This is a genomic window from Streptomyces sp. MUSC 14 (assembly GCF_001866675.1).
Classification (GTDB): domain Bacteria; phylum Actinomycetota; class Actinomycetes; order Streptomycetales; family Streptomycetaceae; genus Streptomyces.
On sequence record NZ_MLYN01000078.1, the window covers coordinates 78543 to 100938 of the forward strand.

The 22396-nt window shown below is 73.1% G+C and carries 20 protein-coding genes; 5 read left to right on the forward strand and 15 right to left on the reverse strand.

Features of this window, described 5'->3' with window-relative positions; translation table 11 throughout:
- Nucleotides 1–123: 123 nt before the first annotated feature.
- The 7 genes from pheT to infC form a co-directional block, all read right to left on the reverse strand.
- A complete protein-coding gene (gene pheT / locus BIV25_RS40555; RefSeq protein WP_071377576.1) occupies nucleotides 124–2646 on the reverse strand; it encodes a phenylalanine--tRNA ligase subunit beta in 2523 nt (840 codons plus the stop codon).
- Nucleotides 2646–3767 (reverse strand): phenylalanine--tRNA ligase subunit alpha, encoded by a 1122-nt coding sequence (gene pheS / locus BIV25_RS40560; protein ID WP_071377577.1) that lies wholly within the window; start codon nucleotides 3765–3767, stop codon nucleotides 2646–2648. The genes pheT and pheS overlap by 1 nt, the downstream gene beginning before the upstream one ends.
- A gap of 138 nt (nucleotides 3768–3905) precedes the next feature.
- A complete protein-coding gene (locus BIV25_RS40565) occupies nucleotides 3906–5048 on the reverse strand; it encodes an ATP-binding protein (RefSeq protein WP_071377578.1) in 1143 nt (380 codons plus the stop codon).
- Nucleotides 5049–5098: 50 nt separating this feature from the next.
- Nucleotides 5099–5953 carry an RNA methyltransferase gene (locus BIV25_RS40570; protein WP_071377596.1) on the reverse strand — a complete coding sequence of 285 codons (855 nt, stop codon included), beginning with the start codon at nucleotides 5951–5953 and terminating at the stop codon, nucleotides 5099–5101.
- Between the two features lie 192 nt (nucleotides 5954–6145).
- Nucleotides 6146–6529, reverse strand: coding sequence for a 50S ribosomal protein L20 (gene rplT / locus BIV25_RS40575; protein WP_071377579.1), 384 nt, complete (start codon nucleotides 6527–6529; stop codon nucleotides 6146–6148).
- Between the two features lie 105 nt (nucleotides 6530–6634).
- A complete protein-coding gene (gene rpmI / locus BIV25_RS40580) occupies nucleotides 6635–6829 on the reverse strand; it encodes a 50S ribosomal protein L35 (protein WP_071377580.1) in 195 nt (64 codons plus the stop codon).
- A gap of 112 nt (nucleotides 6830–6941) precedes the next feature.
- A complete protein-coding gene (infC, locus tag BIV25_RS40585; RefSeq protein WP_030654735.1) occupies nucleotides 6942–7604 on the reverse strand; it encodes a translation initiation factor IF-3 in 663 nt (220 codons plus the stop codon).
- Nucleotides 7605–7977: 373 nt separating this feature from the next.
- Between infC and BIV25_RS40590 the strand changes: the two genes are divergently transcribed.
- Complete coding sequence (locus BIV25_RS40590; protein ID WP_071377581.1) at nucleotides 7978–8334, forward strand: DUF1844 domain-containing protein; 357 nt, start codon at nucleotides 7978–7980, stop codon at nucleotides 8332–8334.
- Between the two features lie 157 nt (nucleotides 8335–8491).
- On the opposite strand, the gene BIV25_RS40595 is transcribed toward BIV25_RS40590, so the two are convergent.
- Nucleotides 8492–9223: an SseB family protein gene (locus tag BIV25_RS40595; protein WP_071377597.1), complete on the reverse strand. Its 732-nt coding sequence runs from the start codon at nucleotides 9221–9223 to the stop codon at nucleotides 8492–8494.
- A 132-nt stretch (nucleotides 9224–9355) separates the two neighbouring features.
- Here BIV25_RS40595 and BIV25_RS40600 point away from each other — a divergent pair, with 132 nt between their 5' ends.
- Complete coding sequence (locus BIV25_RS40600) at nucleotides 9356–10306, forward strand: serine hydrolase (protein WP_071377582.1); 951 nt, start codon at nucleotides 9356–9358, stop codon at nucleotides 10304–10306.
- 79 nt (nucleotides 10307–10385) lie between these two features.
- Here the strand turns inward: BIV25_RS40600 and mycP are convergent, their stop codons facing one another.
- Entirely contained in the window at nucleotides 10386–11597 is a 1212-nt protein-coding gene (gene mycP / locus BIV25_RS40605) for a type VII secretion-associated serine protease mycosin (protein ID WP_079177202.1), read from the reverse strand.
- The gene (locus tag BIV25_RS53750; RefSeq protein ID WP_256257124.1) at nucleotides 11594–12982 is read right to left on the reverse strand and encodes a hypothetical protein; all 1389 of its coding nucleotides are present in this window, start codon (nucleotides 12980–12982) and stop codon (nucleotides 11594–11596) included. The genes mycP and BIV25_RS53750 overlap by 4 nt, the downstream gene beginning before the upstream one ends.
- A gap of 944 nt (nucleotides 12983–13926) precedes the next feature.
- On the opposite strand from BIV25_RS53750, the gene BIV25_RS40615 reads away from it, so the two are divergent.
- The gene (locus tag BIV25_RS40615; RefSeq protein WP_071377583.1) at nucleotides 13927–15129 is read left to right on the forward strand and encodes an amino acid deaminase/aldolase; all 1203 of its coding nucleotides are present in this window, start codon (nucleotides 13927–13929) and stop codon (nucleotides 15127–15129) included.
- Nucleotides 15130–15136: 7 nt separating this feature from the next.
- On the opposite strand, the gene BIV25_RS40620 is transcribed toward BIV25_RS40615, so the two are convergent.
- Genes BIV25_RS40620 through BIV25_RS40630 form a run of 3 tightly spaced genes read right to left on the reverse strand, consistent with a single transcriptional unit; the run spans nucleotide 15137 to nucleotide 18677 of the window.
- Nucleotides 15137–15919: a 3-oxoacyl-ACP reductase gene (locus BIV25_RS40620; protein WP_071377584.1), complete on the reverse strand. Its 783-nt coding sequence runs from the start codon at nucleotides 15917–15919 to the stop codon at nucleotides 15137–15139.
- A complete protein-coding gene (locus BIV25_RS40625) occupies nucleotides 15916–17289 on the reverse strand; it encodes an aldehyde dehydrogenase (protein ID WP_071377585.1) in 1374 nt (457 codons plus the stop codon). Before BIV25_RS40625 ends, BIV25_RS40620 begins: the two co-directional genes overlap by 4 nt.
- A gap of 23 nt (nucleotides 17290–17312) precedes the next feature.
- Nucleotides 17313–18677, reverse strand: a complete 1365-nt coding sequence (locus BIV25_RS40630) for a glutamine synthetase family protein (RefSeq protein ID WP_071377586.1) — start codon at nucleotides 18675–18677, stop codon at nucleotides 17313–17315.
- Nucleotides 18678–18784: 107 nt separating this feature from the next.
- Between BIV25_RS40630 and BIV25_RS40635 the strand changes: the two genes are divergently transcribed.
- Entirely contained in the window at nucleotides 18785–19522 is a 738-nt protein-coding gene (locus BIV25_RS40635) for a FadR/GntR family transcriptional regulator (protein WP_071377587.1), read from the forward strand.
- Nucleotides 19523–19576: 54 nt separating this feature from the next.
- A complete protein-coding gene (locus BIV25_RS40640) occupies nucleotides 19577–20275 on the forward strand; it encodes a gamma-glutamyl-gamma-aminobutyrate hydrolase family protein (protein ID WP_071377588.1) in 699 nt (232 codons plus the stop codon).
- On the opposite strand, the gene BIV25_RS40645 is transcribed toward BIV25_RS40640, so the two are convergent.
- The gene (locus tag BIV25_RS40645; protein ID WP_071377600.1) at nucleotides 20250–21221 is read right to left on the reverse strand and encodes an aminoglycoside phosphotransferase; all 972 of its coding nucleotides are present in this window, start codon (nucleotides 21219–21221) and stop codon (nucleotides 20250–20252) included. The genes BIV25_RS40640 and BIV25_RS40645 overlap by 26 nt on opposite strands.
- Before the next feature lie 82 nt (nucleotides 21222–21303).
- A complete protein-coding gene (locus tag BIV25_RS40650) occupies nucleotides 21304–22227 on the reverse strand; it encodes a LysR family transcriptional regulator (RefSeq protein WP_071377589.1) in 924 nt (307 codons plus the stop codon).
- Between the last annotated feature and the right edge of the window lie 169 nt (nucleotides 22228–22396).

Sequence of the window (22396 nt, forward strand, 5' to 3'; positions counted from 1 at the left end):
CCCCGAAAGGCCGGTCCGATTCTGTCGAGGGCATGGTCCGGACGGACCAGATCGCCGGCGATTCCCACCCGAATGAGTGAGTCTTCGCAGGCCAACCCGCATTTATGCAGTGAACGAAGGGCGCTAGCCCCGCAGCACCGCCCCGGTGCGCTCGCCCGCCAGGGATACCGCCGCATCCCGCGCGGCGGACGCCTCGTCCACGGTCAGCGTGCGGTCCCCGGCCCGGAAGCGGAGCGCGTACGCCAGCGACTTCCTGCCCTCGCCGAGCTGCTCCGCGTTCTCGTACACGTCGAACAGTCGGATGGATTCCAGCAGTTCACCGGCGCCTTCGCGCAGCGCCGCCTCGACCTCCGCGGCCGGGACGGGCAGGTCGACGACGAGCGCGACGTCCTGCGTGGCGACCGGGAACGCGGAGATGCCCGGCGCCTGCGGGACGCCGTCGCCGGCCGCCTCCATGGCGTCCAGGTCCAGCTCCATCGCGCAGGTGCGCTCCGGCAGCCCCAGGGCCTTCAGCACACGCGGGTGCAGTTCGCCCGCGTGGCCCACGACCTGCTCCGTACCGTCGACGACGATCACCAGCTCGGCGCAGCGGCCGGGGTGCCACGGGCCGTACTGGCCCTTGCGGACGGTCAGTTCGGCACCGGCCTCGCGGGCGACGGCGCGCGCCGCCTCCACCGCGTCGGCCCAGTCGGCCGGACGGCCCTTGCCCCACCAGCCGGCCTGCTCGCGCGCACCGGCGAGAACGGCGGCCACGTGCCGCGGCTGCTCGGGCAGCGCGGCGTTCAGCGCGGCGATCTCCTCGTCGGTCGGCCGCCGGTCGACGGGCAGATGGAAGGCGGCCTTCCGTTCCTCGCGCGGGTGGAAGACCAGTCCGGTCTCGAACAGCGCCAGGTCGTGGCTGCCCCGGCCGACGTTGCGGCGCAGCGCGCCGAGCAGGCCCGGCAGCAGCGTCGTACGGAGCGCGGGCTCCTCGTCGCTCAGCGGGTTGACCAGCTTGACGACGCGGCGGGCCGGGTCGTCGGAGTCCAGGCCGAGCTGGTCGAAGACCTGCTCGGCGACGAACGGGTAGTTCGGCGCCTCGACGAAGCCCGCGCCGGCCAGCGCGCGGCCGGCCCGGCGGTGCAGCCGCTGACGGTGCGTCAGCCCGCGCTGCGAGGGGAGCTTGGGCAGCGTGGAAGGCAGGTTCTCGTAGCCCTCCAGACGGATGACCTCTTCGGCCAGGTCGTTCGGGTCGACCAGGTCGGGCCGCCAGGACGGGACGGTGACGATCAGCTCGTCCTGCCCGTACACGTCGCAGCCGACCTGCTGGAGGCGGCGTACGACGGTCTCGCGGCCGTAGACGACGCCCGCGACCTTGTCGGGGTGGTCCGCCGGGACGGTGATGGTGTGCGGGGCCGAGGGTGCGATGATCTCGGTGACACCGGCCTCGGCCGTGCCGCCCGCGAGCAGGACCAGCAGGTCCACGGTGCGCTGCGCGGCGGCCGCGGCGGCCTGCGGGTCGACGCCGCGCTCGAAGCGGCGGGACGCCTCGGACAGCAGCTTCTGGCGGCGCGACGTACGGGCGATCGCGACGGCGTCGAAGTGGGCCGCCTCGATGACCACGTCGGTGGTGCCGTTGACGCCGTCCTCGGTGACCTCGTGATCCGCGATCTCGGTGTTGGCGCCGCCCATCACACCGGCGAGGCCGATCGGGCCGCGGTCGTCGGTGATGACCAGGTCCTCGGCGTGCAGCGTGCGCTCGACGCCGTCGAGGGTGACGAGCTTCTCGCCCTCCTGGGCGCGGCGCACGCCGATGGTGCCCTGGACCAGGGACCGGTCGTAGGCGTGCAGCGGCTGGCCCAGCTCCATCATCACGTAGTTCGTGATGTCGACGGCGAGCGAGATCGGGCGCATGCCGACCTTCTGGAGCCGGCGCTGGAGCCAGATCGGGGTGCGGGCCTCGGGGCGCAGGCCGGTGACGGTGCGCGCGGTGAAGCGGTCGCAGCCGAAGGGGTCGGTGACCTGGACCGGGTAGCCGTAGGCGTTCGGGGCCGGTACGTCGATCAGGGCCGGGTCGCGCAGCGGCAGGCCGTAGGCGATGGCGGCCTCGCGGGCGACGCCGCGGATGGACAGGCAGTCGCCGCGGTTGGCGGTGACGGCGATGTCGAGGACCTCGTCGACCAGCTCCAGCAGCTCGATGGCGTCCTTGCCGACCTCGGTCTCCGGCGGCAGCACGATGATGCCGTGGGTGCCGTCGTCGCCCATGCCCAGCTCGTCGGTGGAGCAGATCATGCCGTGGGACGTCTTGCCGTACGTCTTGCGGGCGGCGATGGAGAAGCCGCCGGGCAGGGTGGCGCCGGGGAGGACCACGACGACCTTGTCGCCGACCGCGAAGTTGCGGGCGCCGCAGACGATCTCCTGGGGCTCGCCCGTGCCGTTCGCCGCACCGACGTCGACCGTGCAGAAGCGGATCGGCTTCTTGAAGCCCTCCAGCTCCTCGATGGTCAGCACCTGGCCGACGACCAGCGGGCCCTTGAGGTCGGCGCCGAGCTGCTCGACGGTCTCGACCTCCAGGCCGGCCGAGACGAGCTTCTCCTGGACGTCGCGGCCGGATTCCGTCGCCGGCAGGTCGACGTACTCCCGCAGCCAAGAAAGCGGGACCCGCATCAGATCTCCATCCCGAACGGCCGGGTGAACCGGACGTCACCCTCGACCATGTCTCGCATGTCTTCGACGTTGTGGCGGAACATCAGCATCCGCTCGATGCCGAACCCGAAGGCGAAGCCGCTGTACTTCTCCGGGTCGACGCCGCAGGCGGTGAGCACCCGCGGGTTGACCATGCCGCAGCCGCCCAGCTCGATCCAGCCCTCGCTGGAGCAGGTGCGGCAGGGCCGGTCGGGGTTGCCGACGGACTCGCCCTTGCAGACGTAGCAGAGCATGTCCATCTCGGCGCTCGGCTCGGTGAAGGGGAAGAAGTTCGGCCGCAGCCGGGTCTTCATGCCCTCGCCGAACAGCGACTGGACCATGTGGTCCAGGGTGCCCTTGAGGTCGGCCATGGTGAGGCCCTCGTCCACGGCGAGCAGCTCGACCTGGTGGAAGACGGGCGTGTGCGTGGCGTCCAGCTCGTCGGTGCGGTAGACGCGGCCGGGGCAGATCACGTAGACCGGCAGCTCGCGCTCCAGCAGGGAGCGGATCTGCACGGGCGAGGTGTGGGTGCGCAGGACGACGCCGGACTCGGTGCCGCCCTGGGGACCCTCGACGAAGAAGGTGTCCGCCTCGCCGCGGGCCGGGTGGTCCGGGCCGATGTTGAGGGCGTCGAAGTTGAACCACTCGGCCTCGACCTGCGGGCCCTCGGCGACCTCGTAGCCCATGGCCACGAAGATGTCCTCGATGCGCTCGGACAGCGTGGTCAGCGGGTGCCGGGCGCCGGGCGGGACACGGTCGTACGGCAGCGTGACGTCGACCGACTCCTCCACGAGGACGCGGGCGTCGCGCTCGGCCTCCAGCTCGGACTGACGGCCTGCGAGGGCCTTGTTGACGGCGCCGCGGGCCATGCCCACGCGCTTGCCGGCCTCGGCCTTGGCGTGCGGGGGCAGGGCGCCGATCTCGCGGTTGGCGAGGGCCAGCGGGGAGGCCGGGCCGGTGTGGGCGACCTTTGCCTCGTGGAGCGCGTCAAGGGAGCCCGCTGCGGCGAAGGCGGCGAGCGCCTCGTCCCGCATGCGCTCGATCTCTTCCGGTTTCAACGCCTCGACCTCGACAGGGTCGTACGACTTATTGGGTGCCGACATCTCTTCCCGTGCTTCCGATTGGCTGGCGGATGGTCCCCGTCACCGACTCTCGGCTTCTGGATCGCCGCATGAAGGACACAAAGGTGCCAAAGGCCGAGTCTAACGGGGTGGAGGTATACGAAGAGCCCGTGGGCCGTCTCAGGCGAGATACGCCGGGGCCGCCACGGGCAACGTAAATCGGAACTCGGCGCCGCCGACGGCGGCGCGGCCGACCGTGATGGTGCCGCCGTGGGCCTCGACGATGCCCTTGACGATGTACAGCCCAAGCCCGGTGCCGCCGCGCTTGCTGCCCCGCCAGAAGCGGGTGAAGACGCGGTTCATGGATGCCTCCGGGATGCCGGGACCTTCGTCGCTCACCGTGACCGACGTGCCGGTTTCCTCGCCGTCGCGCGGGGATGCGCAGGGCGTGACGTCAATGGTGACGGTTCCCTCGCCGTGCCGCACGGCATTTTCGATCAGGTTGCTCAGCACCTGGTCGACCTTGTCGGGGTCGGCCCACAGGTCGGGCAGCGGCTGTTCGATGCGGAGCAGGAAGCGGTCGGCGGGCTGGCCGGCGGCGACGTAGGCCTGGATGTGCCGGGAGACGGCGGCCCCGATGTCGACGGGCTGCCGCCGCACCTCCAGGCGTCCGCTGTCGATCCGCGAGATGTCCAGCAGCTCGGCGATGAGGCGGGTGACCCGGTCGGCGTCGGCGTCGACGGTCTCCAGCATCAGCCGCTTCTGGTCGTCCGTGAAGCGCTCCCACTTGGCGAGGAGCGTGGCCGTGAAGCCCTTCACGGAGGTCAGCGGGGACCGCAGCTCGTGGGCGACGGTCGCTATCAGCTCGGCGTGGCTGCGCTCGGTGCGGCGGCGGGCCTCGGTGTCGCGCAGCGAGACGAGAACGCGCCGGACGGGCCCGAGGGGCTCGGCGCGGACGTAGCGGGCGGAGACGAGCACCTCCCGGCCGCCGGGCAGCAGCAGGTTCCGCTCCGGCTGCCGCACCCGGATGGCGAGCCCGCCGTACGGGTCGGTGAGCTGCCACCACCGGCGCCCCTCCAGGTCCTCCAGCGGCAGCGCCTTCTCCAGGGGCTGCCCGAGGGCGTCGGCGGCGCGTACGGCGGTGATCCGGCTGGCGGCGACGTTGAAGCAGACCACGCGTCCCTGCTCGTCGGCGATGACGAGGCCGTCGGGGAGCTGGTCGGGGTCGAGGGCCGCGTGATCGGCCCACCCGGGCACAGGCGCGCGTCGCGCGTCCCGTCCCTCCGGTCCCCCCGGCGCGGTGCTCGTGCCGGCCACACTCATCCCCGTACCCCACCTCTCAGACGGCGCAGGGCCCCGAGTTCGTCACCCTACTAGCTCTCGGTGACGGAGCGGCACCCTCCGGAGGCGCGCTGTGCACGGGCCGACGCGTAGAGACATACGGCGGCGGCCGTGGCGAGGTTCAGGCTCTCGGCCTTTCCGTGGATGGGGACGCGGACGACGGCGTCGGCGAGGGCGCGGGTCTCCTCGGGCAGCCCCCAGGCCTCGTTCCCGAACACCCAGGCGGTCGGCCCGCCCATGGTCCCCTTGTCCAGCTCCTCGTCGAGGTCGCGGTCCCCCGCGCCGTCGGCGGCGAGGATGCGCACACCGGCGTCCGTCAGCCCGCGCACGGCCTGCTCGACGGGGACGCCGACGGCGACGGGCAGATGGAAGTGGGAGCCCACGGAGGCGCGTACGGCCTTGGGGTTGTAGAGGTCGACGCAGGCGTCGGTGAGGATCACGGCCTCGGCCCCGGCGGCGTCGGCACAGCGCAGCACGGTCCCGGCGTTCCCGGGATCCCGCACATGGGCGAGCACGGCGACCAGCTTCGGCCGGGCGGCGAGGATGTCCTCGAACGGCGTGTCCAGGAAGCGGCACACACCGACCAGCCCCTGCGGGGTCACGGTGGTGGAGATGTCGGCGATGACGTCCTCGGAGGCGAGGTGCACCCGGGCGCCCACGGTCCGCGCCGCGCCGATGATGTCGGCGTACCGCTCCGCGGCCTCGACGGTGGCGAACAGCTCGACGAGGGTCGGCTCACCGCCGGCCCGATGCCCGGCCGCCTCCCTGACGGCCTGCGGCCCCTCCGCGAGAAACAGCCGGTCCTTCCCCCGGAAGTTCCGCTTCGCGAGCCGCCGGGCGGCAACGACACGGGCGGACCGCGGAGAGATCAGCTCGGGGGTGGGCATCTTGTCCTTCACCTTCAGAAAGTCTCATTTCGAGGCGCCGCCAAGCTGCAGCTCGCCCAGGAGCGCGGGGAACTGCGCGACCAGCCCCCACCGGCCCGCGGCCGAACGACTGCCGAGGCACCCCAACAGCAAGACCCGCAAGCCCAGAAGCCTGCGGGTCCTGAAGTCACGTCGGCTGAGGCCAGCGCAGCGTCACGCAGCCTTGGGCGCGTTGACGTCCGACGGCAGCGCCTTCTGCGCGACCTCGACGAGCGCCGCGAAGGCGTTCGCGTCGTTCACGGCCAGCTCGGCCAGGATCTTGCGGTCGACCTCGACGTTCGCGGCCTTCAGACCCTGGATGAAGCGGTTGTAGGTCATGCCGTTGGCGCGGACAGCGGCGTTGATGCGCTGGATCCACAGCTGACGGAAGTCGCCCTTGCGCTTCTTGCGGTCGTTGTAGTTGTAGACCAGCGAGTGGGTGACCTGCTCCTTGGCCTTGCGGTACAGGCGCGAACGCTGACCGCGGTAGCCGGAGGCCTGCTCGAGGATCGCCCGGCGCTTCTTGTGGGCGTTGACTGCCCGCTTGACGCGTGCCACTTGTTAACTCCTTGTAGCGGGGTCGTGGTGGTACTCACACGACCCGGAAACGACTGGGTCCCGGTCCTGACGTGCGGCGCTCAGTGGTGGCGAGCGCCGGTCACGTCACTTGCCGAGAAGCTTCTTGATCTTCGCGGTGTCGCCCGGGGCCATCTCGGCGTTGCCGGTGAGGCGACGCGTGACGCGGGAGGACTTGTGCTCGAGCAGGTGGCGCTTGCCGGCGCGCTCGCGCAGCACCTTGCCGGAGCCGGTGATCTTGAAGCGCTTGCTGGCACCGCTGTGCGACTTGTTCTTCGGCATAGCGCCGTTATCTCCTCGTCGGTGGCGCTCCGGTGCCCGGTCGTGAAACCGGGCACGGTGGAGCGTCGCTCTTCTTTCGGTTACATCCACTGGGGACTGCTGTCCCCCGGGATCACGCCTCGGCGGGCTCCTCGGAAGGTGCCTCGGCCTCGGCAGGGTTCTGCGACTTACCGGGGTTCGCCTTCGCCTCGGCCTTGCGGGCTTCCTGCGCCTGCCGGGCCTCGGCCATGGCCTCGGTCTTCTTCTTGTGCGGACCGAGGACCATGATCATGTTGCGGCCGTCCTGCTTCGGGTTCGACTCGACGAAACCGAGGTCCTGGACGTCTTCCGCGAGACGCTGCAGCAGTCGGTAGCCCAGCTCGGGCCGGGACTGCTCGCGACCACGGAACATGATCGTGATCTTGACCTTGTCGCCCTGCTTGAGGAACCGGACGACGTGACCCTTCTTGGTGTCATAGTCGTGCGGGTCGATCTTCGGCCGGAGCTTCATCTCCTTGATGACCGTGTGCGCCTGGTTCTTGCGCGCCTCACGGGCCTTCATGGCCGACTCGTACTTGAACTTCCCGTAGTCCATGAGCTTGCACACGGGCGGACGGGCGTTCGCCGCGACCTCGACCAGGTCCAGGTCGTACTCCTGCGCAAGCTCCAGTGCCTTAGCGAGCGGGACGATGCCCACCTGCTCGCCACTGGGACCGACAAGTCGCACCTCGGGAACGCGAATCCGGTCGTTGATGCGGGGCTCGGCGCTGATGGATCCTCCTCGGTAGCACCACACGGTTGTCTGGCGGACAGCCGCGTACGTCTCTTTTCGTTAGACCTAACCGCGCCGAAGCAAAGAAAATGCCCCGGACGATCACAGGCGGGGCTCCACAACACAACCGGAGCACCGCCGCGATGCCGCGGGGCGCGATTCGGGCGACTCCATCGTCCGTACGGAACGATGGTGGCCGCCTGACCGGATGACCCACCGTCCGTGAGGACGGTCAGGTGGGAGTTCGGAGCCTCCACTTGTGGGCCGGGAGCTCTGCTGCGAGCAGGGCACGTCCGGCCGGTCGTCCACCAGATTAGCAGGATCGCTTGACAAGGCCTAATCGGGAGCCCGCCATCCCGATGATCCCCGTGGTCACGGACCGCCTATCGTGTGGGGCATGAGTGAGACCCCTCCTGAGAACCCCGACTTCGACGCGATGACCCGGGACATCGCCGAGGTCCCCGCCGTCGAGGTGATCGTGACGGTCGCCGTCAACCTGATGAGCGCCGCCGCCGTGAAGCTCGGGCTGAGCGAGGAGGGCGAGAAGTACAAGGACCTGGACGAGGCCCGCAAGCTGATCACCGGTCTCGCCGGCCTGCTGGACGCGAGCGCGACCGAGATCAGCTCCTTCCACGCGGCCCCGCTGCGCGACGGCCTGAAGTCGCTCCAGCTGGCCTTCCGCGAGGCCTCGGTCGTCCCGGACGAGCCGGGCCAGGGCCCGGGCGAGAAGTACACCGGTCCCGTCTACGGCTAGGGGCTGTCGTCCGGGTCGGGCCGGCCGTCAGGAACGGCGCCTGCCGGCCCGACCCGAGCGGGGTCATGGGGCCCGCTCCGGGGATGCCCCCTCTGGGGGCGTGCGTGCCGGACCCCGCGACGCCGGGATGATCCGAACGACACCCACCGGAGCGGTCTCACCCTCGTACGTACAAGGGCTCGCCCGGAGGCGTCGCCTCGGCCGGCAGTACTGCCAGGTCGAGGCCGCGCACCAGGCGGGCCCTCAGTGTTTCGTCGGCGGCGAGGCGGCGGGCGACCTCGTGGACGCCCGCGTCGTGCGGCACGGCCGGCTCGAAGACCAGGGCGAGGGTGCCGTCGGCCCGGCCGCGGACCAGATGGGCACGGAGCACCGCGGGCACGTCGGCGACCACGGCGCGCACCGCGTCCACGACCGCCGGATCGGCGAGCGGATCCGTGCTGGTGCGGCCCTCGGCGAGGGCGAGCAGCGCGGCGCCGGTCAGCTCGAACGGCACCGGTCCGGCGAGGTCCAGCACGACGGTGTCGGCCTTCTCGTGCGCGGCGGCCTGGAGCGCCTGGTGCAGGGGTACGGCGACAGGGCGGGCCGCGGGGTCCCAGCGGGCGAGGGAGTCGGTGGAGGTGAAGGCGGGCAGCGCGGTGCGCCCGCCGGCCTTCAGCGTGGGTACGGCCATGTCGCTGGTCTTCTCGCGGCGCAGGCCGTTCTCGTCCTCCTCGACCTCGCCGAGCACGGCGACGACCGGGACGAGCAGGCGGGCGCCCTTCAGGGCCTCCAGGACGGGCCCGAGCGCACCGCGGTCCTCGGCCCAGGCGACGAGCGCGGCGCTCAGCCGGGGGTCGGCGGAGCCGTCGTCGTCGGAGAAGCCGGGGTCGGGAATGTTCTTGTTCGCCACGGTCACCGACCCTATCGGGGGGTCACCACCCGGCCGGTGCGGGGCCGCTCTCACGGGAATCCCAGGATGCGCTGACCGTCGTCTCACCCCGGTCCCACGGGGCGCACAGTCCGCGCCCCGAGCATCGCCGCCATGGAGTCCCCAGGAGCCCGTCGTGGCCGTCGTGCGCGTCCGTCCCGGCGCCGTCCGCTGCTGCACACCGCGCTCGCGGTGACGGCCGTCGTCAGGGTCACGGCCGGGGGCACGGCGTACGTGAAGGGGCGGGCGCACCCGGGGGCGGCAGCCGTATCGTCGGCGGCGACGGCCCCGGCCTCCTCCTCGGCCGGGGCGGGCGAGGAGGCGTCGGTGACGAAGGCGGCGGTGGACCGGGACGCGCGGCTGCGCGAGGCGATGGCGGCGGTGCGCGTGCCGGCGGGTGCCGAGGTCTCGGCGGCTGTTCTGGCGGTGGACTCCGGGGAGAGCGCGGGATACGGCGGGGCGGCCTTCGACACGGCGAGCATCGTCAAGGTCGACATCCTGGCCGCGCTGCTGCTCCAGGCGCAGGACGCGGAGCGGCGGCTGACGGCGGCGGAGCGGGCGTACGCGACGAAGATGATCGAGAACAGCGACAACGCGTCCGCGACGGAGCTGTGGCACTCGATCGGCCGGGCGGACGGCCTGGACGCGGCCAACCGGCGCTTCGGGCTGACGGGCACCTCCGGCGGCGACGGCGAGCTGTGGGGGCTGACCCAGACCACGGCGGCGGACCAACTCAGGCTGCTCCAGCAGGTGTTCGGCGACGACGAGGGGCAACTGAGCGCGGCTTCACGGGCGTACGTCCAGGGCCTGATGGCATCGGTCGAGGCCGATCAGCAGTGGGGGGTGTCGGCCGCCCACGACGACAACTCCTGTCCGCTGAAGAACGGTTGGCTGGCCCGCAGCACGACCGGTCTGTGGGACGTGAACAGCATCGGGCGGGTGACGGTGGACGGCACCGGCTATCTGGTGGCGGTGCTGTCGAAGGGCACCGGGACCCAGGCGGAGGGCATCGCACTGGTCGAGGCGGCAGCGAAGGCGGCGGTGTCGGCCTTCACCGGCAAGTGAACGGTGTGATCCGGAAAACGATCCGGCTCTTCACATCAAATGCCCTGGCCGGTGGCCGCCGCGGCCGCCTCTGACGCCCTCAGGCCGGCCGCCTGCGGCCCCGCCACAGGACGATGCCCGCCACCAGCAGCACCCCGCCGGTGCCGCCGGCCAGCGGGCCCGCCCAGTCGGCGGCCCGGGAGGTGGCCTTGGGGACGTCCGGGCCGGCTCCGAAGTACTTCTTGTCGTACGCCGTCACACGCAGGCTCTCGGGCTGGATCCGGTCGGCCGCCTTCAGCGCGGCGGCCGGATCGATCATGCCGAAGCCGCGGGAGTCGTCGCGGCCGCCGACCGGCGCGTCCTCGGCGGTGTCCTCCAGGAGCTTCTTGACCTGGGCCGGGGCCAGATCGGGGTGGGCGGCCTTGATCAGGGCCGCCGCGCCGGAGACGAAGGCGGAGGCGGCCGAAGTGCCCCAGCCCTCGTAGTACTTGTGGTCGGGGTCGGCGATGACCACGTTGACGCCGGGCGCGCTGACCGCGGCGTACCAGCGGCGGGTGGAGAAGGCGGCGCGGGTGCCGTAGCGGTCGACGGCGGTCGCGACGATGACGCCGGGGTAGGCGGCCGGGTAGGAGATGTGGTCGCCCTTCTCGCCGCCGTTGCCCGCGGAGGCGACGACGACCACGCCCTTCTTCAGGGCGTACTGCACGGCCTCGTCCTCGCTCGGTTCGGGGTGCGCGGAGTTCGAGTCGTCGCCGAGGGAGAGGTTGATGACGTCGGCGCCGTGGTCGGCGGCCCAGCGGATGCCGTCGGCGAGGGCGTCGCCCCGGGTGGTGCGGGCCTTGGTGCGGGCGGGGTCGCCGTCCTCCAGGATCACCCGGACGGGCAGGATCTTCGCCTCGGGGGCGACGCCCATGACGCCGGCGGAGTCGCCGGGTCCGTGTCCGTGCCCGGCGATGATGCCGGCCATGGCGGTGCCGTGCCGGGCCCAGGTGCGGTCGCCCTGCCTGGCGCCGAAGCCGATCATGTCCTGGCCGGGCAGGACGTTGCCGACGAGGTCGGGGTGGTCGGCCTCGACGCCGGTGTCCAGAACGGCGACGGTGACACCCTTGCCCTTGGTCGTCTGCCAGGCCTCGTCCAGGTGCAGGGCGTCGAGGCCCCACTGCTGGGCGCGGATGCCGTCGGCGTGGGCCGCGCCGGCCGGCAGCACGGCGAGGACGCCGGCGAGCAGCAGGCTCAGGGTGGCAGCGGCGGGGGCGCTGACGCCGCGCCGGTCGCGTATCGAGTGCCGCGCGGAGGTTCTCGCTCGCCTCATGAAGGGGTCTCCGTGGCCGTGCCGATGTGCTGGCGCAGGCGGCGTTCGATGCGGTCGGCCAGGCCCTGGGCCTCGTTGCCGAGACCGGCCTGGGCGGGTGCGGTGGTGGCACTCGGGTCGACCGCGTCGGCGGCGGGCTGGGGCGCGTCGGCCTCGCGGCCGTCGGCCCAGCCGGAGACGGCGTAGGCGACGACGGGGGCGTCGGTGAGGACGGAGACGGTCCAGGAGGCGCGCTGCTGGTCGCCGAAGCCGGCCGCGACGGTGCCCGCGGCGGCGTACGGCCGGGGCATCAGGTCGGTGCGCCGGTCCAGGTGCTCGGTGCGGAAGCGGGCGGCGAGCGCGGACATGGCGGCGGGGTCGGCGTCGGTGAACAGCAGGCCGACGGTGGTGACGTAGCTCTGGGTGGCGTCGGTGTAGGTGGCGCGCAGCAGCCGGCGGCAGCCGAGCGGGGCGAGGACCTTCTGGAGCAGCGGGTCGAAGGCGTGGGCGCAGCCGCTGTCCGGGGCCACGGCGATCCTGGTCCAGGTGCGGTCGGCGCCGCCGGGCCCGGCTCCGGTGCCCTGGACGGTGGGCGGGAACAGCTGGTCGACGGGCACGTTGTGCCAGAGCGCCGCGGCGGCGGTGAAGTGGTCGGCGCCGGTGTCGCCCCCGCCGTCGCCGGTGAGCCAACTCCCGGCCGCGGCACCGCCGATGAGGCCGAGACCGAGGACGAGACAGCCGGCGGCGACTGCTGTCCGCCGGCCCACGCGGAGCCGCGACGGCTCGCTGAAGGCCTCGGGCCGCCCGAACGACACGACGGGGCGCGCGGCGGCGCCGGCGCTCCAGGACAGCGCCGGGTCCGGCTCGGCAGCGGGCGGGAGCGGACCGGCGGGACGGTCGGCCGACAGGGGGCTCCAGCCGCCCGCCGTACCGGGAACGGCCGCGGAAGCCTGTGCGGACGCGGGCGTGGGTGTGGAGGCGGCGCGCGGCGGCTTCGAGGAACCGGGGTTCGACGCGGGAACCGGCCGGAGCCGGGTCGTGGTCTCCGCCGCCGCGGGTTCCGGGGCTGCGGGTCCCGGAGCCGTGGGACGCGGTGCCGGTGCGGTGGGTTCGGAGGCCGAAACCGGCCGGAGCCGGGTCGTGGTCTCCGCCGCCGTGGGACGCGGTGCCGTGGATCCCGGTGCCGGTGCGGTGGGTTCGGAGGCGGGTACCGGGCGGAGCCGGGTCGTCGTCTCCGAGGCGGTCTCGGCGGGGGCCACCAGTCGGCGGGCCCCCTGCCCGGGCCGCTGTGCGGAGCCGTCGCGCCGGGCGGGTCGGTTGTGGCGCCCAGGGCGCGGCGGCGCGTCGGGGAACCGGGCCGAGGCGGGGGGTGGCGGCGGGCTCACGGGGTCGGTGCCCTCGGGCACGACCGGCTTCGCCCCGGCGCCGCTCGCCTGTTCCCCGCCGGACGGCCGGCCGGCGGGCGGCGTGAAAACGGACGGCTCGTCGTCGGGGTCGTCGGCCGGGCCCGCGGGGCGGGGCGCACCGGCGGAACTCGCCGGACGCGTCGTGGCCGCCGGACGCTGCGGAGCCGAAGCCCCTCCCGGCCCACCGGAACCCGACGGACGCGGCGGGTTCGAAGGCACGGGTGGCGCCGACGGACCCGGCGCGGAAGACGACCGCGCCGACGTAAACACACCCTGCACACCCGACACACCGGACGACCCCGGCGCTGCGACAGACGTCGGCGCACCGGACGAACCCGGCAGGCCCGAAGGCACCGGCGGCGGCACCGACCGACCCGGCGCAGACGACGACCGTGGTGGTGCGACAGACGTCGGCGCACCAGACGAACCCGGCGGGCCCGAGGGCACCGGCGGCGGCACCGACCGACCTGACGCGGACGACGACCGTGGTGGTGCGGCAGACGTCGGCGGAGTGGACGGGCGTGGCGGGTTCGAAGGCACGGGTGGCGCCGACGGACCCGGCGCGGACGACGACCGCGGCGGTGCAGCGGACGAGCCCTGGGGAGAGGAGTGGCCGGGTGGGGTCGACGGTCGTGGCGGCACCGGGGCGTGGCGCGCTTCCGTGCTCATGCACCCCCCGTTTCCTCGTGCCCGGGCCGTCGTCACATACGCGGGCCGTTCCACTCCTCGGCCGCACCCGGTGCGCACAGCTCCGTCCGGGCACGCATACCCGTACGGCTGGACCGGCATCCCGGTTCAGGTGAAGCGGCCGGGCGTGTTCCGCCGTACGTGCGCGTCACTCTACGGGTTGTCCCTGAGGGAAAGAGAACCAGTACACGCGCCCGGGGGCATCTGCCCGGAACGTCCCCCTACCCCGCGGTAATCCTGTCTGGCAGGCTTCCGTCATGACTGCGCTCGCCGCTGACCGGGCCCGTTACGACCGGGCCACCGCCCATCTCGACGCCCCCCTCGCGATCGTGGACCTGGACGCCTTCGACGCCAACGCGGAGGATCTGGTCCGCCGTGCCGCCGGGAAGCCGGTCCGGGTCGCCAGCAAGTCGGTTCGCTGCCGGGCCCTGCTCGAACGGGTCCTTGCCAGGGACGGCTTCCGGGGCATCATGTCGTTCACCCTGGCCGAGTCCCTGTGGCTCGCGCGCTCCGGGTTCGACGACATCCTGCTGGCGTATCCGTCCGCCGACCGGACCGGCTTCGCGGAGCTGGCCGCCGATCCCAAGCTCGCCGGTGCCGTCACCGTGATGGTGGACGACGTCGCCCAGCTCGACCTCATCGACGCCGCCCGGGACGGGGGGCGTGAAGTGGTCCGGATCTGCCTGGAGTTGGACACCTCGCTGAAGCTGCTGGGGGGCCGGGTGCGAGTCGGTGCCCGGCGCTCTCCGCTGCACTCCCCCGGCCAACTCGCCGACCTGGCGAGGTCGGTGGCCCGGCGGCCGGGGTTCCGGCTGGTGGGGATCATGGCGTACGAGGGGCACATCGCCGGGGTCGGCGACTCCGTGGCCGGACGGCCGCTGCGGTCCCGCGCCGTGCGGCTGATGCAGGCGGCGGCCCGCCGGGAACTGGCCGAGCGGCGCGCCGCGGTCGTGCGCGCGGTACGGGCCGTCGTGCCCGGCCTGGAGTTCGTCAACGGCGGCGGCACGGGCAGTGTGCAGCACACCGCGGCCGAGGACGCCGTGACCGAGATAGCGGCCGGTTCGGGGCTGTACGTGCCACGGCTCTTCGACAACTACACGTCGTTCACCGGCCGGCCGGCCGCCCTGTTCGCCCAGCCCGTGGTGCGGCGGCCGGGCGTCGGGATCGTCACCGTGCTCGGCGGCGGCTATCCCGCCTCGGGCGCCGCGGGCCGGGACCGGCTGCCGGTGCCGTATCTGCCCGAGGGGCTGGCGTACGACCCGCAGGAGGGTCCCGGCGAGGTACAGACCCCGCTGCTCGGCTCGCCCGCCGACGATCTGCTCATCGGGGACAAGGTGTGGTTCCGGCACGCCAAGGCGGGCGAGCTGTGCGAGCGGTTCGCGGCCCTGCGGCTGATCGAGGGGGACACGGTCACGGCGACCGTGCCCACCTACCGGGGCGAAGGGCACACGTTCCTCTGACCGTCCCCTACATCGGTGTGACGTACGCGCCCGCGATGCCGCCGTCCACCAGGAAGTCGGCGGCGTTGACGAAGGAGGAGTCGTCGCTGGCCAGGAAGGCGACGGCAGCGGCGATCTCCTCGGCCTCGGCGAACCGGCCGAGCGGGATGTGGACGAGGCGGCGGGCCGCACGCTCCGGGTCCTTCGCGAACAGCTCCTGCAGCAACGGGGTGTTGACCGGCCCGGGGCAGAGGGCGTTCACACGGATGCCCTCGCGCGCGAACTGCACGCCGAGCTCCCGGGACATGGCGAGGACGCCGCCCTTGGAGGCGGTGTACGAGATCTGGCTCGTGGCCGCGCCCATCCTCGCCACGAAGGACGCGGTGTTGATGATGGAACCCCTGCCCTGGCGGCGCATGTAGGGGATGGCGGCCTTGCAGCACAGGTAGACGGAGGTGAGGTTGACCTCCTGGACGCGCTTCCAGGCCTCCAGGCCGGTCTCCAGGATGGAGTCGTCGTCGGGCGGGGAGATGCCCGCGTTGTTGAAGGCGACGTCGACGCTGCCGTAGGTGTCGTACGCGGTCTTGAACAGCGCCTCGACCTGCTCGGGGTCGGTGACGTCGACCTTGACGAAGAGTCCGCCGACCTCGTCGGCGGCGGCCTTGCCGCGGGCCTCGTCCACGTCCGCGCAGACGACGTGGGCACCCTCGGAGGCGAGCCGGCGGGCGGTGGCGAGGCCGATGCCGCTGCCGGCTCCGGTGACGACGGCGGTACGGCCGACCAGGCGGCGGCAAACAGATTCTGCGGTCACTGTGCGGGGCCCTCCGTGCTGATGAAGACGTTCTTGGTCTCGGTGAAGGCGGTCAGGGCGTCGGGGCCCAGTTCGCGGCCGAGGCCGGACTGCTTGTAGCCGCCGAACGGGGTCCAATAGCGGACGCTGGAATGGGAGTTGACGGACAGGTTGCCCGCGCGGACGGCCTGGGACACGCGCAGGGCGCGGCCGAGGTCCCGGGTCCACAGGGAGCCGGACAGGCCGTAGGGGGTGTCGTTGGCGAGGCGGATCGCGTCGGCCTCGTCGGTGAACGGCAGCAGGACGGCGACCGGGCCGAAGATCTCCTCGCGGGCCGCCTCGCCGTCGTGCCGTTCACCGGTGAGGACGGTGGGCGGGAACCAGAAGCCTGGGCCGCCCGGGGCGCTGCCGCGCAGGGCGGGCGCGTCGGCGCGGACGTACGACCGTACGCGCTCCAGCTGCTGACGGGAGATCAGCGGGCCCATCTGGGTCTTCTCGTCGGCGGGGTCGCCCACGACCACGGCGGCCAGCGCGTCGGCGAGGAACTCCCGGGCCTCCTCCAGCACCGCCTCCTGGACGAGGATGCGGGTGCGGGCGCAGCAGTCCTGGCCGGCGTTGTCCAGGAAGGAGAACGGGTCGAGTGCGGTGGTGAGGTCGGCGTCGGCGAAGACGATGTTGGGGCTCTTGCCGCCGAGTTCGAGGGTGACCGGCTTGACGAGCTTCGCGCAGCGCTCCATGACCTCGCGGCCGGTGCGGCTGGAGCCGGTGAACACGATCTTGGCGATGTCGGGGTGGTCCACCAGGGCGCGTCCGGCGGTGTGGCCGTGGCCGGGCAGCACCTGGAGGACGTGCTCGGGCAGGCCCGCCTCCAGGGCCAGTTCGGCCAGGCGCAGGGCCGTCAGCGGGGTGGTCTCGGCGGGCTTGAGGACGACCGTGTTGCCGGCCGCGAGGGCCGGGAAGGAGCCCCAGGCGGCGATCGGCATGGGGAAGTTCCAGGGGGCGATCACGCCGATGACGCCGAGCGGCTCCTGGAAGGTGACGTTCCAGCCGCCGGGGACCGGGATCTGCTTGCCGAGGAGGCGTTCGGCGCCGCCGGCCGCGTACAGCAGCAGGTCACGGGCGTTGCCGGCCTCCCAGCGGGCGTTGCCGACCGTGTGGCCGGCCTCGCGGACCTCCAGCTGGGCCAGTTCCTCGGTGTGGGCGTCGACCACGTCCGCGAAACGGCGCAGCAGCCGGGCCCGGTCGGCGGGGGCGAGGGCGGCCCACCGGGTCTGGGCACGCGCGGCCCGGGCGACGGCGGCGGCCACGTCCTGCCCGCTCGCGGCGGCAACGGTGGCGACGACCTCTTCCGTGGCGGGGTTGAGGACCTTCAACTCGTCCGCATCAGACACGATTCGGCCTTTCACAGTCTGGTTCACAGGCGTTCGAAGGAGCGGCGCAGCTCCCAGTCGGTGACCGCGGCGTCGAAGGCCGCCAGCTCGACGCGCGCCATGTTGCGGTAGTGGGCCACGACCTCGTCGCCGAAGGCGGCCCTGGCGATCGGGCTGTTCTCCCACAGCTCGGCGGCCTCGCGCAGGGTGGTCGGGACGTGCTCGAAGTCCGCGGTGTAGGCGTTGCCGGGGCAGGGCTCGGGCAGTTCCAGCTTCTGCTCGATGCCGTACAGGCCGGCCGCGACGAGTCCGGCGACGGCGAGGTACGGGTTGACGTCTCCGCCGGGCAGCCGGTTCTCGAAGCGCAGCGAGCGGCCGTGGCCGACCACGCGCAGCGCGCAGGTGCGGTTGTCGTGGCCCCAGGCGACGGCGGTGGGGGCGAAGGAGCCCGGCTGGAACCGCTTGTAGGAGTTGATGTTCGGGGCGTACAGGAGCGAGAAGTCACGCAGGGCGGCGAGCTGCCCGGCGAGGAAGTGCCGCATGACGTCGGACATTCCGCCGGGGCCGTCTCCTGCCATGGCGTTGTTCCCGTCCGCGTCGGCGAGCGAGAGGTGGATGTGGCAGGAGTTGCCCTCGCGCTCGTTGTACTTGGCCATGAAGGTGAGCGAGACGCCCTCCTGGGCGGCGATCTCCTTTGCGCCCGTCTTGTACAGGGCGTGGTTGTCGCAGGTGACGAGGGCCTCGTCGTAGCGGAAGGCGATCTCGTGCTGGCCGGGGTTGCACTCGCCCTTGGCGGACTCGACGGTGAGGCCCGCGCCCGCCATGTCGTTGCGCAGCCGGCGCAGCAGGGGTTCGACGCGGCCGGTGCCGAGGATGGAGTAGTCGACGTTGTACTGGTTGACGGGCGTGAGCCCCTGGTAGCCCGCGTCCCAGGCCGTCTCGTAGCTGTCCTTGAAGACGATGAACTCCAGCTCGGTGCCGACCTGGGCGGTGTGGCCGAGGCCGGCGAGCCGGTCCAGCTGGCGGCGCAGGATCTGGCGGGGCGCGGCGACGACCGGGGAGGCGTCGTTCCAGGCGAGGTCGGCGACGAGCAGGGCGGTGCCGGGGTGCCAGGGGATGCGGCGCAGGGTGGTGAGGTCGGGGTGCATGGCGAAGTCGCCGTAGCCGCGTTCCCAGGAGGACATCGCGTAGCCGTCGACGGTGTTCATCTCGGTGTCGACGGCGAGGAGATAGTTGCAGCCCTCGGTACCGTGGTGCAGGACTTCGTCGAGGAAGAAGCGGGCGGCGAACCGCTTGCCCTGGAGCCGCCCTTGCATGTCGGGGAAGGCCAGGACGACAGTGTCGATCTCACCGCTCGCGACGAGGGCGTGCAGTTCCTCGACGCCGAGCGGGGGTGTGCGGTCTGCCACGGGAAAGCCTCCTTGGGAGCCTTCGCGCTTCCTTCGCGCTTTTTCGGCCGGGCCGGGAGCCATAAGGTATTGCCCAGAACCATTGCTTGGGAAGGGGGTAAGGCCGGATGTCCTGGGAGAGTGAGACGCAGGGGGTGGGTGACCGGCTCGCTCCGGTGCTGCGGCCGGTGCGGGCGGGCAACGGCTTCGAGGAGGCGCTGGAGCAGGTCCTCCAGGTCGTGCGGCTCGGCCTGGTGCCGGGCGGGGAGCGGCTGCCGGCCGAGCGGGAACTGGCGGAGCGGCTCGGGATCAGCCGGGTGACGTTGCGCGAGGTCCTGAAGGTGCTCCAGGACCAGGGGCTGGTGGAGGCGCGGCGCGGGCGGTACGGCGGAACGTTCGTGCTGCCCCGCGCGGACGCCGGCGGCGAGCACGAGCTGCGGCGGCGGATCGCCGAGGTCGACATCGAGGACGTGTTGCGCTTCCGCGAGGTGCTGGAGGTGGGCGCGGCGGGGCTGTGCGCGGCGTACGGGCTGACACCGGAGCAGGCGGACCGGCTGCGCGAGGCGCTGGCCCGCACGCACGACGCCCCGCTCGCCGACTACCGGCGCCTGGACACGCTGCTGCACCTGACGCTGGCCGAACTGTGCGGCTCTCCCTCCCTGACCGCGCAGTACGCGGCGGTGCGGGCCACGGTCAACGACCTGCTCGACTGCATCCCGCTGCTGGTGCGCAACCTGGAGCACTCCCAGCGGCAGCACACCGCGCTGGTGGAGGCGGTGCTGGACGGTGACGCGGACGGCGCACGGGAGATGATGCGCGAGCACTGCGCGGGCACGGCCGCGCTGCTGCGGGGCTTCCTGGCGTAGCGACAGGTGATGTAAAGGTATCCTCGTAAACCTTTAACCTCCGGGGAGGGCGGTATGACGACCGTACGACCGCTGATCGGCATCAGCACGTATCTGGAGTCCGGGGCGCGCTGGGGCGTGTGGGAGCTGGACGCGGTGCTGCTGGCTGCCGGTTATCCGCGGCTGGTGCAGCGGGCCGGCGGACTGGCCTGCATGCTGCCGCCGGACGACCCCGGGCGCGCGGCCGAGGCGGTGGCCCGGGTGGACGGGCTGGTCGTCGCCGGCGGCCCGGACGTCGACCCCGCCCGCTACGGCGCCGCGCGCTCGCCGCGCACGGGGCCGCCCGCGCCGGAGCGGGACGCCTGGGAGCTGGCGTTGATCGACGCGGCGCTGGCGGCGGGCGTGCCGATGCTCGGGGTCTGCCGGGGCATGCAGCTGCTCAACGTCGCCCTCGGCGGGACGCTCGTCCAGCACCTCGACGGGCACACGGAGGCGGTCGGTGTCTTCGGCCGCCATCCGGTCAAGCCGGTGCCGGGCACGCGCTACGCCGGCATCGTCCCGGAGGAGACGGCCGTACCGACCTACCACCACCAGGCCGTCGACCGGCTCGGCCGGGGCCTGGTCGCCTCGGCGTACGCGACGGACGGCACGGTCGAGGCACTGGAACTGCCGTCGGCGGCAGGGTGGGTGCTCGGGGTGCAGTGGCATCCGGAGATGGGCGAGGATCCGCGGGTGATGCGGGCGCTGGTCACCGCTGCCGCAGCCGCCGCCTGAGCCAGGCCGAGGCCGCGTCTCCCTGGGCCCGCTGGAAGGGGCGCAGGGTGGGCAGACCGGGCGGGGCGGGGTTCAGGGAGCTGCGCAGGAAGTAGCCCGTGAGGGCGGCGAGCGCGGCGGTCACCGCGTCCGGGTCGGCGTCCCGGCCCAGCGGGTGCGCGGTGAACACCTCCTCGGGATCGGGGCCGCCCTGCGCCCGCACGCACGGCAGCATGACGAGCAGGTCGAACCAGGGCGCGGCGCGCAGCGCGTGCGGCCAGTCCACGAAGGCCACCCTCCCGTCGGCCGTGAGCAGCACGTTGTCCGCGCGCACGTCGGCGTGGGCCAGGGTGTCCCCCGCGGCGCCCTCGGACCAGCGGGCCTCCAGCGCGGCGAGCTCGGGCAGCTGGTCGGCGGCCCACGCGCCGAGCCGGTCGCGCACGCCGCCGACGCCGCCGGCCTCGCCGTCGAGGAGCCGGCGCCAGCCGCTGAAGGCCTCTGCCAGGTCCTCGGCGACGGGCGGCACGTCCAGGGTGCACGGTGTGCCGGTGCGGGCGAGCACGGTGAGGGCGTCGAGCACCCGGCGCAGCTCGTCCGGCCGCCAGGGCACGTGCGGCTGGCGTCCCGCCACCTCCTCGAAGACCAGCGCCACCCAGGTGCCGTCGTCGTACGTCCCGAGCAGGCGCGGCGCGGGTACGGCGGCCGGGAGCGCGGCGGCGACACGGGCCTCCCGGCGGTGCAGAACGGGGCTGTGCGGGTTGGCCTCGGCGCTCACCGCCTTGACGAAGCCGGTGCCGCCGGCGGCGGTGCGCACGCGCGCCGCGACGCCGGGCGAGAAGCCGCCGCGCTGTGTCTGCGACCGTACGACCGGCGCGCCGAGCGTCTCGCCGACCGCGTCCCGGACGGCGGCGGGGAGGGCTTCCCAGGGGGTACGGACGCCCGTGGCGGGCGGGGCGCTGGTGGTCATGCGGATCATCGTGCCGTGCCCTGCGGGCGGCCGGCCACGGAATTTCGCCGCTGAGCCCGGGGCTGTGCGCCGGGTGCGGGTGTCATCCCCGGGTCAGCGACAGCAGCTCCCGCGCGGGTCCCGTCGGCCGGTGTCCCGTCGGCCAGACCGCCCGCAGCTCCCGCTGCAACGAGACGCCCTCCACCGGAATGCTGACCAGGCGGCGCATCGCCAGCTCCTCCCCCACCACCAGCTCGCTCAGGACCGAGGGACCCGCTCCGCTGACCGCCGACGCCTTGACCGCCGTGGTGGACGACAGCTCGATCAGGGGCCGGGCGAGGCCGCCGAGTGCCGCGTCGAGGACCTGCCGGGTGCCGGAGCCCCGCTCGCGCAGGATCAGCGGGGTCTCCGCCAACTCCCGGGCCGCGAGCGGGCGTCGGCGGCGGGCCCAGGGGTGGCCGGGGGCGGTGACGACGATCAGCCGGTCGCGGGCGATGACCGCCGTGTCCAGGCCGCTCGGCACCGTCAGCCCCTCCACGAAGCCGAGGTCCGCCTCGCCGGACAGCAGCAGTTCCGCGACCTTCGTGGAGTTGCCGGCGAGCAACGAGACGGCCGTGTCGGGGCGTTCGGCGTGCAGGGCGAGGAGCCAGCCGGGCAGCAGGTACTCGGCGATGGTCATGCTCGCCGCGACCCGCAGGCGCGAGTCCCGGCGGTCCCGCAGCGCCCGCGCGCCCGCGTCGAAGGCGGCCGCCGCCTCCACCACCCGGCGGGCCCAGTCCGTCACGAGGGCCCCGGCGTCGGTGAGCCGGGAGCCGCGCGGCGAGCGGTCGACCAGGGCCACCCCCAGCTGCCGTTCCATGGAGCGGATCCGGCTGCTGGCGGCGGGCTGGGTGATGCCGACCTCGCGTGCCGCCGCGCCGAGACTGCCCAGCCGGGCCACCGCCAGCAGCAGTTCGAGTGCGGCCAGGTCCGGCACCCGGTGCGCCAGGGACGCCGTGCGCTCGCGCTGCCCCTCCGCCTCAGCCATAAGACACCTCGCTCATAAGACCAGCTTATGCCCTCATAGAGAGGAACTCCCTGGTCAGGGGCGGATCCCAGCGGGACGGTGGAGTCATGGTCATCGCAGCCCCTCCCGCGCCCGCCCCCGCCGTCCTACCCGACGCCCGTCTCCGGCACCTCGGTCCGAACTGGTACGC